The organism is Vibrio sp. YYF0003, assembly GCF_036350715.1.
GTDB classification, from domain to species: Bacteria; Pseudomonadota; Gammaproteobacteria; order Enterobacterales; family Vibrionaceae; genus Vibrio; species Vibrio natriegens.
In genome coordinates, this window is sequence record NZ_JAZDWA010000001.1 from 1,414,623 (window position 1) to 1,428,658 (window position 14,036).

Here is a 14,036-nt window from a genome sequence, read left to right on the forward strand (position 1 = left end):
ACCAATATGCGATTTTGTACTACTTGTATCGTAAGCCTTTTGGTTGGCGTTTTCGCTTCCCCCGTATTGGCGGGTAACGAACTGAGTCTCGAATGGGATTGGGCGTTGAGCTACGAGACCGTTAAGCAACGCGATACTCATTTCATTCCAGCGCAAGGAGACTCTCGTGACTCGCTCAATGCGCTGCTTGATGTGCAAATGAACTACCAAAACATCAGTGGCTTATTTTCGTTTTATAGCCAAGGCTTGTATCTGAATCAGCATGGCCGAAAAGGATGGGGGAGCGAATCAGACAACCAACTCTTAATACGAGAGCTTGTCTGGCAAGACGAATGGCAAGTCGGTAATGCTATTCTCGATATCAGTGTGGGTAAATTACGTGTCGATTGGGGCGTGGGGTATGGCTACCGTGTTTTGGATTTGTTCAAACCCTACCGACAAAATCCAGTTGGTTTAGTGGCAGAAGAAGGGGCGGGCGTTTTTTCTGTTTCTCATTACGATTTAGCCGGTGAATGGACTTTGATTGCCACAGACTCAAGTTGGGGGCAACAAGATCAAAGTGCATTGGATCAAGCGACCGAGCAGCAAGGTGTTGGTGTACGTCGTTATATGCTGGTGGATGACACGGAATACCAATGGATTGGTTATTACGATGATGTTCGCCGCGGCTTATTTGGCGCCAGCGTGATTACCGTTTGGGACGAGTCGATAGCCATGCACAGTTCTCTTCTATGGCAAAAGCAGAGTGTCAGTTATCAGATTTCTGATCAGCTTGAACAGCCTGTGTCTGTTGATAACCAAGGCAGTGTATTTCAAGCTTTGGTTGGACTTAACTGGGCTAACCAAGCTGGGCATAACGTAATCGCAGAATATTGGTATGACAGCCGTGCCTGGTCAACGAGCGAATGGGAGAAGGCGATAAGCCGTGGTGACTTACTCTCTTCATTCCCCTCAACTTGGTTGCTTGCGAGCAGTTACGCGCAAGGTTTTCAGCATGCCAATATTGTGCAACATAACGTGATGCTGCATTGGAGTTGGGATGTAGAAGCCTGGGCGTCATGGAGTGGCGCGACGTTTATGACAGAGAATATGGGTTGGTTAAGTGACGTCACACCAACGCTTGATGTCTTGATTTCTCCACAAGACGGCGGTGCGATAGTGACTCAATGGGTGAGTTACCAATGGATTGATACTGGTGAGCAAAGTGTGGAACTGGAAGCTGCTGCACGATTTTTATCTGGAGATAAGCAATCCGCGTATGAGCAGATCAATGATAAATATATGATTGTCTTTAATATAAAAGGGAAATTCTAAATGTTCTCAGGGAAGTCAATGAAAGAAGGTGGATGGCGAAGAAGTTTGGTGGAGACCTCTTTATTCTGCCTATTTATTGCTGTAATGACGCTCTTTGTATGGGGCGGCCCGTTATATATTCATTTACTGGTCAGTTTTGGCTTTGGCTACTCGGCCATTTTTTTCTCGTGGTTGATCGACAAACTCTTTCCCACCATCCCGCGTGTAATGGAAATTACCATTTCTCTCACCGCATGTTTACTGTTTGGGGTGGTAAATGCACAGTTTTGGCTTGGTGAATACTTCGGGATCTCTGGCATGTTGCCCATCGGTTTAATGGGATTGTTGTTCAGTGCCATGTGTTTTTTCTATTTTCACTCGCGAGAGAAGCAAGCCATCGCACAGCGTGAATTGGAAACCATCAAGCTCGAGAAAGCGGAAAAAGAGCGCGCCTTATTACTCAGTCAATTGAAACAGATGCAAAGCCAAATTGAGCCGCATTTTTTGTTTAATACATTGGCGAACATCAGTGCGCTAATGTCACAAGACGTGGATAAAGCCAGAAAGATGCTTGATCAGCTCACCGCATTATTGCGTGCGACATTAAAAAGCTCACGTGAACAAAACACGACCATCGACAATGAAACCGCATTGATTGAGGCGTATCTCGCGATCCAACAAATTCGCTTAGGTGATCGCTTGCGATACTCCATTGACGTAGAGGAAGGAACTGGGCAACTCGAGCTGCCACCAATGATGCTACAACCGCTGGTTGAAAACGCCATTATTCACGGCATTGAACCGAAGCGAGAAGGGGGAGAAGTGAGTCTGCGGATCAAACGTGACAACCAGTTACTTGAAATTGAAGTCCGAGACTCGGGTGTCGGGCTGAACCACGTCAGCCAACATTGTGGATCGGGGATTGGGCTTAGCAACTTAAAGCAGCGAATTGATGCTCTATTTTCCGGAGAAGGGCAGGTGTTAATCAGTGAGCTTGCCGAGGGTGGTGTCAGTGTTCGTTTAAGCTGGCCAATTGAGTGGTAATCTAAACAAGGATATGGAGAAATGAAGACTGGAATCACTGCAATTATTGCCGACGATGAGCCGTTGCTGAGGCATCATTTGGACAAAAGCCTGGCTGAAGTATGGCCAGAACTGGAAGTGGTCGCAAAAGTCGCGGACGGTGAGCAGGCTTGGAGTACCATTCAAAATAAACAACCCGACATCGCCTTTCTTGATATTCGCATGCCCGTTTTAGACGGGGTGAGTTTAGCGCGAAAAATTAATCGTATGGTGAATCCACCTTTGATTATTTTTGTTACCGCATACGACGATTACGCGATTAAAGCGTTTGAACAAAATGCGGCAGATTACCTACTCAAACCTATCTCGGATGATCGGCTGCAAACCACTTGTGAACGTGTTCAAGCGCGCCTTGCTAATCGTGTGCAAGACAGCGGCAACATGCAGATGAATAGCTTGTTAGAGCAGCTTCAGCAAATGTCTGCGCCCCAAACTCCCCAATATCTGCAATGGATTAAAGCCACTCAGGGGGAAGACATTCATTTGATCGCTACCTCTGATGTGCTCTATTTCAAGACAGAAGAGAAGTACGTCTCGGTCTATGCACAGCAAGGGCAGGGGAGGGTTGTGGAATACCTGATTCGAACATCGTTAAAAGAACTGATCCAACAACTTAATCCTGACCAGTTTTGGCAAGTTCACCGTTCAACTGTCGTTCAGGTTTGTAAAATCAATAAAGTTAACAAAGATTTTTCAGGACGAATGCTTGTCCATATTGGTGATACGAAATTGGCGGTAAGTCGAGCCTCACAAAGTTTATTCAAAGGTATGTGACCGTGACTTTGCAAGGCGCTTTGTTCTTTACACTGTAAACTACGCTCTTATTCCATTAACAGTATATCTACCAATTTTTGTGAAATTGTGGCGTATTAGTGTGCACGGAGGTTTAGTCCCTGACGGTCACTTTCTCGATAATAATCGGATCGCAAGGAACGTCATCATGACCGAATTTAGAGGTTGTCTTCACATCTGCGATGCGATTGACTACATCCATACCAGCGGAAACTTTGCCAAATACTGCGTAGCCCCAGCCGAGATTTGTCGTTGCGGTGTGGTCGAGGAAGTCGTTATCTTCCAAGTTAATGAAAAACTGTGCCGTGGCGGAATGTGGTGCATCGGTGCGAGCCATTGCAATAGTACCAATAGTATTTTTTAAGCCGCGATTTGCTTCATTTGCAATAGGTGCTCGGGTAGGTTTCTCTGCCATGTCTTCAGTATGGCCACCACCTTGGATCATAAATCCCTTAATGACACGATGAAAAATCGTACCGTTATAAAAGCCGTCATCACAGTATCTTTTAAAATTTCTTGAGCTTACGGGGGCTTTTTCGGTATTCAGTTCAATTTCTATATCACCGAAATTGGTTGTCATAATGATCATGAGTGGTTCTCTAGTGGTGTTTGGGACTGGCATTATAGCCCAAGCGATAACATGTTCGTATTATCTTGAGCATTGATCGGTGCCACAGCGCGATGTGCCCGTGAGCCAGTAAGAGATGCGGTATCGGTTGTTGGCGAATTTTATATACAGCCAGTCGGCAACCGGTCTAATCAAAGGCCAACGTAATGGTGCATACAGCCAACCTCTACCCACCAGCTGCCAGGCTCGATAGGTGACGTCCAAACCAAGCAGTAAATTACCGCAGTCGTCCAAAGCGTGGAGTATGGTATTTGCTTTGGCGGCATCGATTTGTGGGTAAGCAGAGAATGCTTCACTATAAATATCGACGATGCGGATATGTTGAGGCGTATCGCGCTTTGTCAACGCTCTCATCTCTTTGGCACAAATCGGACAGGTACCATCATAAAATATGGTGAGTTTTGCCATAGCTGCTCCTTACGTTTCTGCTAAGAATACCGTTTTGAATACACTTTGTTATACGTTGTGTCAGCGATGTTGATTCTAGCCTATTCCATTTTATATTTTCGATAGAGCAATCGTGCATTGTGAATAGGTTTGACTGCAAACCATAGGCTACATGAATGTTATTGAAATAAAGACAGTTTTTGCTGATATGCTATAATCTGTCTCCGTTATAGCGAACATTTTTGTTGTTGCTTGAGAGTTTCTCTGGATTCGGCTCATTTAAATATCCATGAGTCAGAGTAAGTAAACTACTCGATAACAAGTCCCCCTTCTGCTTACATTTTAATGCGCTCTCATAGAGTCTATCGCGCATTTGCATGATCTTTAGAATATTTTTGAACACATCAGTGAGAATATTTGCTATTGGAATACGGTTAAATTAACACTCAATCATTATGGAGGATGAAGAGGACAACAATAAGAGGTGATATGAATCATATAATATCTATCGGGGCTCTGGAGTCCTTCATGGTTGCGATCAGTGTGCTATTTCTAGGGCATTTCGTGAATGCCAGATTGCCAGTTTTAAGTAAGTTCAACATACCAGAGCCGATTGTAGGCGGTCTTATCGTCGCCTGCATTATTACGACACTTCATTTCTACGGCATCGATTTAGAGTTCGATCTTCCATTACAAAACACGTTTATGCTGATGTTTTTTTCAACCGTCGGCTTAGCGGCAAATTACACCCAATTGATGAAAGGTGGCGCTAAGGTTTTCATCTTCCTGGCTGTGGCTTCATTCTACATCATCATCCAAAATGGCGTGGGCGTCTCACTCGCAGCAGCACTGGGCTTAGATCCACTAATGGGGCTGATTGCTGGCTCTATCACGCTTTCTGGCGGACATGGAACTGGCGCGGCCTGGTCTCAAACTTTTCAGGACGTATATGGATTAAATAACGTTTTGGAAATCGCGATGGCGTCGGCCACATTTGGTTTGATCATCGGCGGTATTATCGGCAGCCCGATGGCTGAGCGTCTGGTGGATAAGCATGGTATTGAATCGGAATATGGTCGCAGCGCAAAAACGCATGAAAAATTCCCAGAATTAGTCACCTACAACGAGTATGAAGAAGACAAAGTGACCGCTAAAAAAGTGGTTGAGAAGCTGTTCTTTTTACTGATTTGTGTCACTGGCGCTAAATACTTAGAGCAATGGGTAAGTACGTTTGAAATCTCGTGGCTGATGATTCCTGATTTTGTGTATGCCCTGTTTATTGGCGTGATTGTGACCAACTTCCTCGAAGTGACCAAAATTCGCAAGTTGGATGCAGAAACGGTCGATATGCTCGGGACAGTGTCGCTATCCCTGTTCCTGGCGATGGCATTAATGAGCCTGAAACTGTGGAATATCTTCGATTTGGCGATTCCATTTTTGGTGATTCTGGCTGTGCAGTCTGCGGTACTGGCAATCTTTACCTACTATGTGACGTTTAAAGTCATGGGGCGCAATTACGATGCTGCCGTCATTGCTGGTGGACACTGTGGTTTTGGCTTGGGTGCCACGCCAACAGCGGTAATGAATATGGGCTCTATCGTTAACCGTTATGGTCCGTCACCTCAGGCATTTATGGTCGTGCCGATTGTGGGGGCTTTCTTTATCGATATCGTCAACTTAGTCATCCTACAAGGATATATCTCGTTTCTTGGCTAAGAGAAAAGAGAAGTGAAAAAATGGTCACAACGAAAGTTGTGACCATTTTTTGTTTTTGAGTTCAGCGTCGAGCTTCTACCGCTATTGAATGGTTCGGCTGACTCTCAGGCATGCTGCCCAGGCTAATAAGCCAATAAAGACATAAATTCCGAGATTAGTTTTTCCAACTTCAGCTACTGCATCCAGTGGATTTGGCGCGATGATCGCGTGGAAAGGCAGGGTGAATATCTCAGAAAAGAACTGATCCACTCCGTAATAACCAAACAAAGCGATCGGCATCCAGCGCAGCGCATAAATAGCGATAAATAAGATCACCAGCGGTGAGTTTACTTTCTGTGAGATAACCATGGTGGTTAAAGCCAAAGGTAGCAGCAGAAAACCAGCCAACCCCATCCTTAATAGAAACTCACTCCAATGCAGTAAGACATAGCCTACTGATGAGTAGCGATACAAGAAACCGATTTGATGATTGGTGGATACGTTGAGTGACCACAACATAAAATCGGCAATGATCACCAAGGCAGAACACACTAAAGGTATCACTAACAGTCCAAAGACGAGCTTGACGACGTGCGTCTGAACATCGCTGATCGGCATACTACGCCAGAACATGATACTGCCTTCTGAACGCTCTTTGCGTAGCGTTCTTGGAAAATATTGGGTACCGAGTAGAATGGAAAGTAAGCCTGCACCTCCCGCAATGAGAGAACTTAACTCTTCCCCCAGCTGTTTTTGGATACCATTGGCATCACCGCCGACACTCATTTGGAAGAAGAAATTTTGCTGAAGGTTCGAGTTGCTCATTAAACCGATAAACAACAAGGTCCCACAGACAAACATAAAAAATGGCACCCGAGACACGAGTGGGTTTTCTAGCCATTCTTTATTTAACATCGTCATTATAGAACGCATTAAGCTACCCCTTTTTGCAACGCGAGAAACAGATCAGCAAGCGTGACACCGTGAATGTCACCTAAGCCATCGACTTGTGCGGCGTACCTTGAAGGGAATAACCACTTCGTTGTACCAAGCCCTTTTTGGGAAGAGAGAGGATGCATCGCTTCAATTTGTCGATGGTATTGATCTTGTGCATCAAGAATGAAGTAGTCTTCATGGATTTTATCCATCGAGGTTTGCAAAACAGAATGACCGTGTTTGAGGATCAGGACATCCGTTAACAGGTGTTCGATTTCGGCCACTTCATGGCTGGCGATGATCAATATGCGTTCACCATCGTGAAACCATTCCAGTAGATGGCGATAAAATGTATCTCGATAAACTAAGTCTAAACCGAGAGTAGGCTCATCAAGGATCAGAATTTGCGTATTGGTCGCGATGACTATCGCCAGATGCAGCTGTACTTTCATCCCTTTTGACAACGCGCGAATGCGAGACTTTGCTTTGATATCAGTTTGGTGAAGTATGGCATCGGCTTTATGACGATCAAAACCTGGGTGAACCCCCTCGGTATAGGCCAGCAGCTGTTCGACTGTCATCCAGTCTGGCAACACATTCACATCTGAAATATACGACAAGTGCTGCATGATTTTGTGGCGTTGCATGACGGGCTCATAGCCGTTGATGCGAATCGTGCCTTTATATTCATGAGCGCCGAGCAGCGCGTTAATTAACGTCGATTTACCAGCGCCATTGTGACCGAGTAAGCCGAGCACCTGACCAGGATGCAAGTCAAAACTGATATCGTGTAGTGTTTCTCCTTGTTGGCTATAGTGTTTGGAGAGGTGCTTTACACTGACGGTTGCGTTCATTGGTCACCTTTAATTTGTAATTTGAGTTGCAGGATAAGTTCATCGAGAGACATATCCAGATGCTTTAACGTGTCGGCTATCTGAGGGATTTGCTCATTAAGGAAGCGTTTTTTTTCTGTGGCGAGTAATCGTTGTTTTGCGCCAGATGAGACAAACATACCCTGACCGAGTTTCTTTTCTACGACGCCTTGTTCAACCAAGAGTTGGTAGCCTTTCATGACAGTCAGGTGGTTAATTTTCATATCAGCAGCGACACTACGAACAGAAGGCAAAGCCTCGCCCTCCTTCCAAGTTCCTTGCAGGATTTGCTGAGTGAGCAGGTCCGCCAACTGACGAAAAATTGGCTGGCGATCATGCCAATGTTTCATGATGAAACCCTTTGGCCAAGTTAGTGTTATATATAGGTATAACACCTTGGCGTTTATATAGAAAGGTCTGTAAGAAGATGAGTGAGAGTCATGGTTTTATTGATTGTCTAAGAGGTTTGTCATAGGTGTCACTTCAAGTAATAAAATCAATAAGTTAATATTCATCTAATTGATCAGCAGCCAGAGGTAGAACATGTCTGAAAAAGTATCGACGTCAGCATTAGCAAAAATGCGTAATGTAGAAGCCAAGCTATTGTTCGCCGATCTTCAGCGAGCGGGTTATATCACACGTCAAGACGACAAATGGCTGTTGACGGAAGAGGGGGCTAAATTCGGCGGAGAATATGTCGAACATGCCAAATTTGGTCAATTCATCGTGTGGCCAACCACACTGCATATTGAACTCTCTTCAACGACTGGTAAAACACTCAGTGCGACGCAACTAGGGGATAAGCTCAACTTAAATCCGAAGCGCATTAATCAACTATTGAGCGAACTGGGTTGGATCAATAAATCAGAGACAGGCTGGAACGTGACTGCCACGGGGCTTCGAGCCGGAGGAAAGCAGAGAATTGACAAGGAATCTCAACATTCTTTTGTTGTTTGGCACGAAGTCGTTCTGAAAAACAAGCGCTTGAAACAGTCTGTGGTCGAGTTTTTAGGTCATGATGCGGAGTCTCACTCGACGGACAAATCTTTTTCTAGTTTTCGTCAAAAATTTGAAGCCAAACACCGCACTTTAGACGGACATTATGTGCGCTCGAAAGGTGAGCTGTTAATTGATAACTGGCTCTATTTGGCTGGAGTGGTACATGCTTACGAACGCCAACTGCCGATTGAGCAGGATGTCACCAGTGATTTCTACTTGCCAACTGGCAAAGTCTATTTGCAGTTTTGGGGAAGTGATCATGGTGAGATTAGCCAAGATAACCGAGAGACAATCCGTTCTGTTTATGAGCAACACCAATTCAACTTGATTGAAGTTGATGCTAGTGAACTCGAAAGGTTAGATGAGGTATTACCACAACGGTTACGTCAGTTTGGTATCAAAGCGTATTAAACGATAAACAAAAAAACCCGTGAGTGATCACGGGTTTTGTATTTCTAGCGTGGGCTAAAAATTGTGCTGCGATTAGAAGCCTTTGATGTTTTCTGCTTCTAGTTCAGAGAAGTATTTTACTGTCTTCACTTTTAGCTCTTGCTGAGAAGGCTCGTCACATACGATCACGGCTTTCGGATGCAGTTGAAGTGCTGAGACTGTCCATAGGTGGTTAACGCAGCCTTCTACCGCAGCTTCAAGAGCAAGTGCTTTGTTGTGGCCTGTTACCAGAATCATTACTTCTTCAGAATCCAGAAGTGTGCCAACGCCGATAGTCAGAGCGTATTTTGGAACTTGGTTGATGTCGCCGTCAAAGAAACGAGAGTTCGCGATACGAGTGTCTTCCGTCAGAGTTTTGATTCGAGTGCGAGAAGAAAGCGAAGATGCTGGCTCATTGAACGCAATGTGACCGTCGTTACCCACACCGCCCATGAACAAATTAATCTTACCGTAAGATTTGATCTTATCTTCATAGCGTTTGCATTCAGCATCGTGGTCGTCAGTATTGCCGTTCAGCAAGTTGATATTTTCTTCTTGGATATCAATGTGGTTGAAGAAGTTGCTGTACATGAATGAACGGTATGATTCAGGGTGATCGGCTGGGATACCGATGTATTCATCCATGTTGAAAGTCACAACGTGCTTAAAGCTGACTTCACCCGCTTTGTGCAGTTCAATCAATGCGTTGTAAGTTGCTAGAGGAGTGCCACCAGTAGGTAGACCCAGAACGAATGGACGTTCAGCAGTAGGTTGGAAATCGTTGATGCGTTTTGCGATGTGTGCTGCTGCCCACTTACCTACTTGTGCTGCTTGAGTTAACGGGATAAGTCTCATTTTGTGCCCCTAGTAATTGAATTTAAGATGTTCTGAAACATTAATTCGCATTATAAAATAAGTTATCGGCAACTGCTATTGTTTTAAGTCAAAAATTTGCTTTTTCTTTGAGCGTTGTTGTTTTTATCAACAAATGAGCCATCAAAAAACACTAAAAAGGACCAGTATGCCGTTTTTTACTTCTTATTAGCTTAGAGTGTATTGAGGTAAATTTCATGGCTGAAATTAAGTTTTTCATCGTGTGGAAATACGGTCGTGACGCAGAAAAGTCACAAGCATCGGTAGATATGAGAATGTTTTGATTTCAGATAAGCTCGATAATGGCAAGGTGTCAGTTCCTTATCCATAATTAAGGCGTGTGTATTGGTGAGGAACTCGCTATGAAAAACGAATTAGATCCAAGCAAAGTATTATCGGCATACGAAAATGTTATGAACAATGGTACCCCAACTGAGTTTGGGAAGATCTATGAAGGGGTTGAGGCGTTTTCTGACTATGATGGCTACAACGTATTTTTGAGAGGCAACGGTGTGGAGTTAAAGATTGGTTTCCACAATACCTACAATCTTGAATACGATCAGGAACACTTGAAGGAGAGTTTTTTGAAAAAGATTGCCATGCTTGCCAAGTAAACCAACACGGTTTTATGATCAAATAAAGCCCTCGGGAGAACGCGACCTTGGGCTTTAGGAGAAGAAACAAATCACAAACGTTCACTCTTAAGGCGAATGAACGCTTGTCTAAGTCTTCGACTTAACTATCTATTAGATAGTTATACTGGTTAATTAATCGTCTTCAACCAAACTCTCTTCCGTGTAGTCTTCCGTTGCATCCGGCTTGTTGCGTCCGTTTAGCGTATGGAAGCGCTTACGACCACGAGCGAGTTGCGTGTATTTTAACCACGTACGCTCAATTTTGGTTTTTGCTTTGCCTGGGTGTTCTAACACCTTAACGAAGTGTTTCTCTTCGCTGTTTTCCGGTGTTAACTCGCCTGTTTCCAGACCAAGCATTGTATCCCCATAAATTGTTAGAATTTCCTCTTCTGCAAGAGTAAAATCACCAGACTTTGCAAATCCGCGTGGGAATTTTACGTTATCGTAAAATCGTTTTTTGCCATGACGGAATTCAGTGTCAGACATGTCAACAGCCTCTGTAACCGTTATTGATGAATGTAATGAACTAAGGCGAAAATTAGGCGCAAACCTAACAAAAGAAAAACAAATTTTTTTTATCGTCATGATTTTAAATAGTTGTTAATCTGGTTTGATATTAACCAGGAGATGGTTTATGGATGTAAAGGTCTTTCGAACATTTTTAGAGCTGGCAAGGGTTCGTCACTTTGGACGTGCTGCTGAGAACTTGTATATTACCCAAGCAGCGGTCAGCGCTCGCATCAAGCAACTGGAAAGTTATTTCGATACTCAATTGTTTATTCGTGATCGCAATAACATAAAGCTAACGTCTGCGGGTGAGCGATTAATTAGTTACGCTGAGGTGATGGTCACCACATTGCAGCAAGCCAAGCTGGAACTGTCACTCGATGATGGTAAAGCGCTGCAACTTACCTTAGGTGGCACCCCGAATATTTGGGATGCGTATCTACAGAACTGTTTGAGTGTGGTCACCGATTCTTTCGGCGGCTATGGCTTTATGGCGGAAGTCATGGGGCGCGAAATGCTCAGCCGTAGTCTTTTAGAGCGTACTCTGGACATGGCATTTGCCTTTGACCAGATAAAAGCGGATGAGCTGAACTGTAAAAAAGTGGCTGATGTTGTGCTTGTTCTGGTATCGACCGAACAAGATTCGCTAGATACGGTATTTGATAAAAAATACGTATACGTTGACTGGGGCACCCGTTTTGCTTCTGAGCATTCCGAGCGCCACCCGAAAATTCCGGCGCCGTTCTTACGGACCTCAACTGCGCGTATTGCACTGGACTTTATTCTAGAAAAGGGTGGGGCCGCCTACCTACCGATATCTCTTGTTGAGCCATTTATTGCTAATGGGCAGCTCTACAAGGTGTCTGGAGTGGAAGACTGGCATCGCCCTATTTACTTGAGCTATCGCAAAGCCAGCTCGTCTGTAGAGGCGATTAAGCAGGTTGAAGAGATAGTGAAGCAGGTTGATCCCCTTACCGCATACAGCTTGCAGCAAATTGGATCAGGTGCGTCTGACGAATAAGCCATCATTTGCTGTGAAATGAACACAAAGTAAAAGCCCCTGATGTGATATCAGGGGCTTTTTTTACGCTAAGTCAAACACCAGTGCGAGAGTCTGTGCCGTGGAGTGATTACGAAATGTGACGCTGTTTTGCTGCTGAATCTTCGCACCATCACCTTCAGCCAATGTTGTGCTGTCGACATCAAGCGTGCTTCGTACCTGATGAACATACAGGTTTCTGCTTTGCTCAACGCTAAACGTCAGTTCTTGGTTTGGGTCTAAAATCAACTGGTATAAACGCGCATCCTGTTTGATGTGTAGGGTGCCATTTTCACCTGTTGGCGTCGCAATGGGCGTGAGTCCGCTGTGTTGGCCAAAATTCTTTTGTTGGTAACCCGGTTTGTTTCCAAATGAGTTTGGCTGTATCCAGATTTGGAGAAAACGCAGAGGGTCGGTGTCCGAAGCGTTAAATTCGCTATGGTAGATCCCCTTACCTGCCGACATTAATTGAAATTCACCCGAGGGTAATTTCTGCACATTACCTTCACTGTCTTTGTGAGCAATTACGCCCTCAAGTACATAGCTGATGATCTCCATGTCTCGATGACCATGAGTGTCAAAGCCAGCGTCTGGTTGGACTATGTCGTCGTTGATCACACGGAGATCCGAAAAGCCCATGTGTTGAGGATCGTAGTAGCTGCCAAAAGAAAAAGTATGCTTACTGTCCAGCCAGCCAAAATCAGCTCTTCCTCGATCTTTTGCGTGTCGCACTGTGATCATCTGTGTTTCCTCAGTATTCGTGTTCAGATATGGGATTCAGAGTGGAACTGCACTCTGAACCGTACTTCTAAAAAGGGAAATTAAGAAAGCTTCTTGTTTAAAAGGTTATCCAGACCAGCTTTACCAGCACCTGAGAAAATCAGAGAAACGCTTGCTGCTAACAGTGCTAATCCAAACTCATAACCGTTGTTTGCCAGGAACAGACCGTTCTCGAAGTGAACCGAGAAAATAGCGATAAGCATGGTAAAAGAAAGTACGGTCGCTGCTGGTCGAGTCAGTAAGCCTAATAGAATAAACAAACCACCAAAGAACTCACCACTACCTGCTAAGAAAGCCATTAAAACACCAGGACCTAAGCCAATCGATGCCATCCACTGACCAGTGCCTTCCAGTCCGTAGCCACCAAACCAGCCAAATAGCTTCTGAGAGCCGTGTGCCATAAAGATGATGCCGATAGGAATGCGAAGTGCCAGCGTGCTGAAACCTGCGTTTGATGCGGTAATTTTTTGTAGAAGTGCTTTCATAATTCTGTCCTCATACGATGTTTTTTGAGCGGGAGTCCATTCTCCCTTGCTGTTGAGTACAGTTTAGGTCGGGTTTATACGATAAAAAATTGGGGTTATTTGATGCTCTAGTTCAATAAATTCGAACTAGTAGTTTTTTACCTTTTAAATCAGTTTATTAAGATTGTATTTGGTGTTTTTTTTCCTGAAAAAATCGAGGTTTCTTAATCACTATGTCATTTTTTTCGAAAGAGAGGGGGGATTAACTTTGGTGATAAATCTATGAAACTAGAACAAAAAAATAGAGCACGGGGGCGTGTGCTCTATTTTTTCGATATTAATGAGGGAGGAGGCTTCCTCGGGAACAAGAATTAGAGATTCATCAAACTTTCAAGCGACTCCTCTACATTGTTGTAGTGATAAGTCCTAATATTACCCCCATCGGTAGTATTGATTTGAATTTCTGAAATCTCGTTATTTGAGTCTCGCTCAATTATTCCGATAGAATGATCAACGGATTTACTCGTAATAACCTTTTGGTTTCTAAGCACAATTACGCATGTGTGTAAGTCCATACCAATTCCCTTTTAGCCGACGTTGTTGTGATGTTCTGGTCTTAACTTT

17 protein-coding genes are annotated in these 14,036 nt (G+C 44.2%); 7 read left to right on the plus strand and 10 right to left on the minus strand.

What is annotated here, in order from left to right:
• Window positions 1–6: 6 nt before the first annotated feature.
• Genes V1U08_RS06100 through V1U08_RS06110 form a run of 3 tightly spaced genes read left to right on the plus strand, consistent with a single transcriptional unit; the run spans window position 7 to window position 3,150 of the window.
• Window positions 7–1,314, plus strand: a complete 1,308-nt coding sequence (locus tag V1U08_RS06100; protein ID WP_330470181.1) for a hypothetical protein — start codon at window positions 7–9, stop codon at window positions 1,312–1,314.
• A complete protein-coding gene (locus V1U08_RS06105; protein ID WP_330470182.1) occupies window positions 1,315–2,337 on the plus strand; it encodes a sensor histidine kinase in 1,023 nt (340 codons plus the stop codon).
• Window positions 2,338–2,358: 21 nt separating this feature from the next.
• Window positions 2,359–3,150, plus strand: a complete 792-nt coding sequence (locus V1U08_RS06110; RefSeq protein WP_330470183.1) for a LytR/AlgR family response regulator transcription factor — start codon at window positions 2,359–2,361, stop codon at window positions 3,148–3,150.
• 112 nt (window positions 3,151–3,262) lie between these two features.
• Here the strand turns inward: V1U08_RS06110 and V1U08_RS06115 are convergent, their stop codons facing one another.
• On the minus strand, window positions 3,263–3,757 hold the full coding sequence (locus tag V1U08_RS06115; protein WP_330470184.1) for a peptidylprolyl isomerase: 495 nt from the start codon (window positions 3,755–3,757) through the stop codon (window positions 3,263–3,265).
• A 60-nt stretch (window positions 3,758–3,817) separates the two neighbouring features.
• The gene (locus tag V1U08_RS06120) at window positions 3,818–4,204 is read right to left on the minus strand and encodes a thiol-disulfide oxidoreductase DCC family protein (RefSeq protein WP_330470185.1); all 387 of its coding nucleotides are present in this window, start codon (window positions 4,202–4,204) and stop codon (window positions 3,818–3,820) included.
• 468 nt (window positions 4,205–4,672) lie between these two features.
• Here V1U08_RS06120 and gltS point away from each other — a divergent pair, with 468 nt between their 5' ends.
• Entirely contained in the window at window positions 4,673–5,899 is a 1,227-nt protein-coding gene (gene gltS, locus V1U08_RS06125) for a sodium/glutamate symporter (protein ID WP_065297988.1), read from the plus strand.
• 81 nt (window positions 5,900–5,980) lie between these two features.
• Here the strand turns inward: gltS and V1U08_RS06130 are convergent, their stop codons facing one another.
• From V1U08_RS06130 to V1U08_RS06140, 3 genes are read right to left on the minus strand one after another with little or no spacing between them, the layout of a single operon-like run.
• Window positions 5,981–6,811, minus strand: coding sequence for a hypothetical protein (locus V1U08_RS06130; protein ID WP_014233438.1), 831 nt, complete (start codon window positions 6,809–6,811; stop codon window positions 5,981–5,983).
• Window positions 6,811–7,668, minus strand: coding sequence for an ABC transporter ATP-binding protein (locus V1U08_RS06135; protein WP_330470186.1), 858 nt, complete (start codon window positions 7,666–7,668; stop codon window positions 6,811–6,813). Before V1U08_RS06135 ends, V1U08_RS06130 begins: the two co-directional genes overlap by 1 nt.
• A complete protein-coding gene (locus tag V1U08_RS06140) occupies window positions 7,665–8,036 on the minus strand; it encodes a GntR family transcriptional regulator (RefSeq protein WP_014233440.1) in 372 nt (123 codons plus the stop codon). The genes V1U08_RS06135 and V1U08_RS06140 overlap by 4 nt, the downstream gene beginning before the upstream one ends.
• Before the next feature lie 193 nt (window positions 8,037–8,229).
• On the opposite strand from V1U08_RS06140, the gene V1U08_RS06145 reads away from it, so the two are divergent.
• Window positions 8,230–9,096, plus strand: a complete 867-nt coding sequence (locus V1U08_RS06145) for a glycerol kinase (RefSeq protein WP_330470187.1) — start codon at window positions 8,230–8,232, stop codon at window positions 9,094–9,096.
• A 72-nt stretch (window positions 9,097–9,168) separates the two neighbouring features.
• Here V1U08_RS06145 and nagB read toward each other — a convergent pair whose 3' ends face one another.
• On the minus strand, window positions 9,169–9,969 hold the full coding sequence (gene nagB, locus V1U08_RS06150; RefSeq protein WP_014233442.1) for a glucosamine-6-phosphate deaminase: 801 nt from the start codon (window positions 9,967–9,969) through the stop codon (window positions 9,169–9,171).
• Between the two features lie 380 nt (window positions 9,970–10,349).
• Between nagB and V1U08_RS06155 the strand changes: the two genes are divergently transcribed.
• Window positions 10,350–10,601 carry a DUF3081 domain-containing protein gene (locus V1U08_RS06155; RefSeq protein WP_014233443.1) on the plus strand — a complete coding sequence of 84 codons (252 nt, stop codon included), beginning with the start codon at window positions 10,350–10,352 and terminating at the stop codon, window positions 10,599–10,601.
• Between the two features lie 153 nt (window positions 10,602–10,754).
• Here V1U08_RS06155 and V1U08_RS06160 read toward each other — a convergent pair whose 3' ends face one another.
• Window positions 10,755–11,108 (minus strand): DUF413 domain-containing protein, encoded by a 354-nt coding sequence (locus V1U08_RS06160; RefSeq protein ID WP_014233444.1) that lies wholly within the window; start codon window positions 11,106–11,108, stop codon window positions 10,755–10,757.
• Window positions 11,109–11,256: 148 nt separating this feature from the next.
• On the opposite strand from V1U08_RS06160, the gene V1U08_RS06165 reads away from it, so the two are divergent.
• Window positions 11,257–12,150: a LysR family transcriptional regulator gene (locus V1U08_RS06165; RefSeq protein ID WP_014233445.1), complete on the plus strand. Its 894-nt coding sequence runs from the start codon at window positions 11,257–11,259 to the stop codon at window positions 12,148–12,150.
• A 63-nt stretch (window positions 12,151–12,213) separates the two neighbouring features.
• On the opposite strand, the gene V1U08_RS06170 is transcribed toward V1U08_RS06165, so the two are convergent.
• From V1U08_RS06170 to V1U08_RS06180, 3 genes are all read right to left on the minus strand, one after another.
• Window positions 12,214–12,909 carry a pirin family protein gene (locus tag V1U08_RS06170; protein WP_330470188.1) on the minus strand — a complete coding sequence of 232 codons (696 nt, stop codon included), beginning with the start codon at window positions 12,907–12,909 and terminating at the stop codon, window positions 12,214–12,216.
• Window positions 12,910–12,989: 80 nt separating this feature from the next.
• The gene (locus V1U08_RS06175) at window positions 12,990–13,433 is read right to left on the minus strand and encodes a DoxX family protein (RefSeq protein ID WP_014233447.1); all 444 of its coding nucleotides are present in this window, start codon (window positions 13,431–13,433) and stop codon (window positions 12,990–12,992) included.
• Window positions 13,434–13,783: 350 nt separating this feature from the next.
• Window positions 13,784–13,987 carry a hypothetical protein gene (locus tag V1U08_RS06180; protein ID WP_014233448.1) on the minus strand — a complete coding sequence of 68 codons (204 nt, stop codon included), beginning with the start codon at window positions 13,985–13,987 and terminating at the stop codon, window positions 13,784–13,786.
• Window positions 13,988–14,036 lie beyond the last annotated feature (49 nt).

Bases quoted from the DNA above. Each gene is read 5' to 3' on its own strand.
- V1U08_RS06160 (WP_014233444.1), bottom strand. From the start codon at position 11,108: ATGTCTGACACTGAATTCCGTCATGGCAAAAAACGATTTTACGATAAC.
- nagB (WP_014233442.1), bottom strand. From the start codon at position 9,969: ATGAGACTTATCCCGTTAACTCAAGCAGCACAAGTAGGTAAGTGGGCA.
- V1U08_RS06175 (WP_014233447.1), bottom strand. From the start codon at position 13,433: ATGAAAGCACTTCTACAAAAAATTACCGCATCAAACGCAGGTTTCAGC.
- V1U08_RS06145 (WP_330470187.1), top strand. From the start codon at position 8,230: ATGTCTGAAAAAGTATCGACGTCAGCATTAGCAAAAATGCGTAATGTA.
- V1U08_RS06135 (WP_330470186.1), bottom strand. From the start codon at position 7,668: ATGAACGCAACCGTCAGTGTAAAGCACCTCTCCAAACACTATAGCCAA.
- V1U08_RS06140 (WP_014233440.1), bottom strand. From the start codon at position 8,036: ATGAAACATTGGCATGATCGCCAGCCAATTTTTCGTCAGTTGGCGGAC.
- V1U08_RS06105 (WP_330470182.1), top strand. From the start codon at position 1,315: ATGTTCTCAGGGAAGTCAATGAAAGAAGGTGGATGGCGAAGAAGTTTG.
- V1U08_RS06115 (WP_330470184.1), bottom strand. From the start codon at position 3,757: ATGATCATTATGACAACCAATTTCGGTGATATAGAAATTGAACTGAAT.
- V1U08_RS06180 (WP_014233448.1), bottom strand. From the start codon at position 13,987: ATGGACTTACACACATGCGTAATTGTGCTTAGAAACCAAAAGGTTATT.
- V1U08_RS06155 (WP_014233443.1), top strand. From the start codon at position 10,350: ATGAAAAACGAATTAGATCCAAGCAAAGTATTATCGGCATACGAAAAT.
- V1U08_RS06165 (WP_014233445.1), top strand. From the start codon at position 11,257: ATGGATGTAAAGGTCTTTCGAACATTTTTAGAGCTGGCAAGGGTTCGT.
- V1U08_RS06100 (WP_330470181.1), top strand. From the start codon at position 7: ATGCGATTTTGTACTACTTGTATCGTAAGCCTTTTGGTTGGCGTTTTC.
- V1U08_RS06170 (WP_330470188.1), bottom strand. From the start codon at position 12,909: ATGATCACAGTGCGACACGCAAAAGATCGAGGAAGAGCTGATTTTGGC.
- V1U08_RS06110 (WP_330470183.1), top strand. From the start codon at position 2,359: ATGAAGACTGGAATCACTGCAATTATTGCCGACGATGAGCCGTTGCTG.
- V1U08_RS06120 (WP_330470185.1), bottom strand. From the start codon at position 4,204: ATGGCAAAACTCACCATATTTTATGATGGTACCTGTCCGATTTGTGCC.
- gltS (WP_065297988.1), top strand. From the start codon at position 4,673: ATGAATCATATAATATCTATCGGGGCTCTGGAGTCCTTCATGGTTGCG.
- V1U08_RS06130 (WP_014233438.1), bottom strand. From the start codon at position 6,811: ATGCGTTCTATAATGACGATGTTAAATAAAGAATGGCTAGAAAACCCA.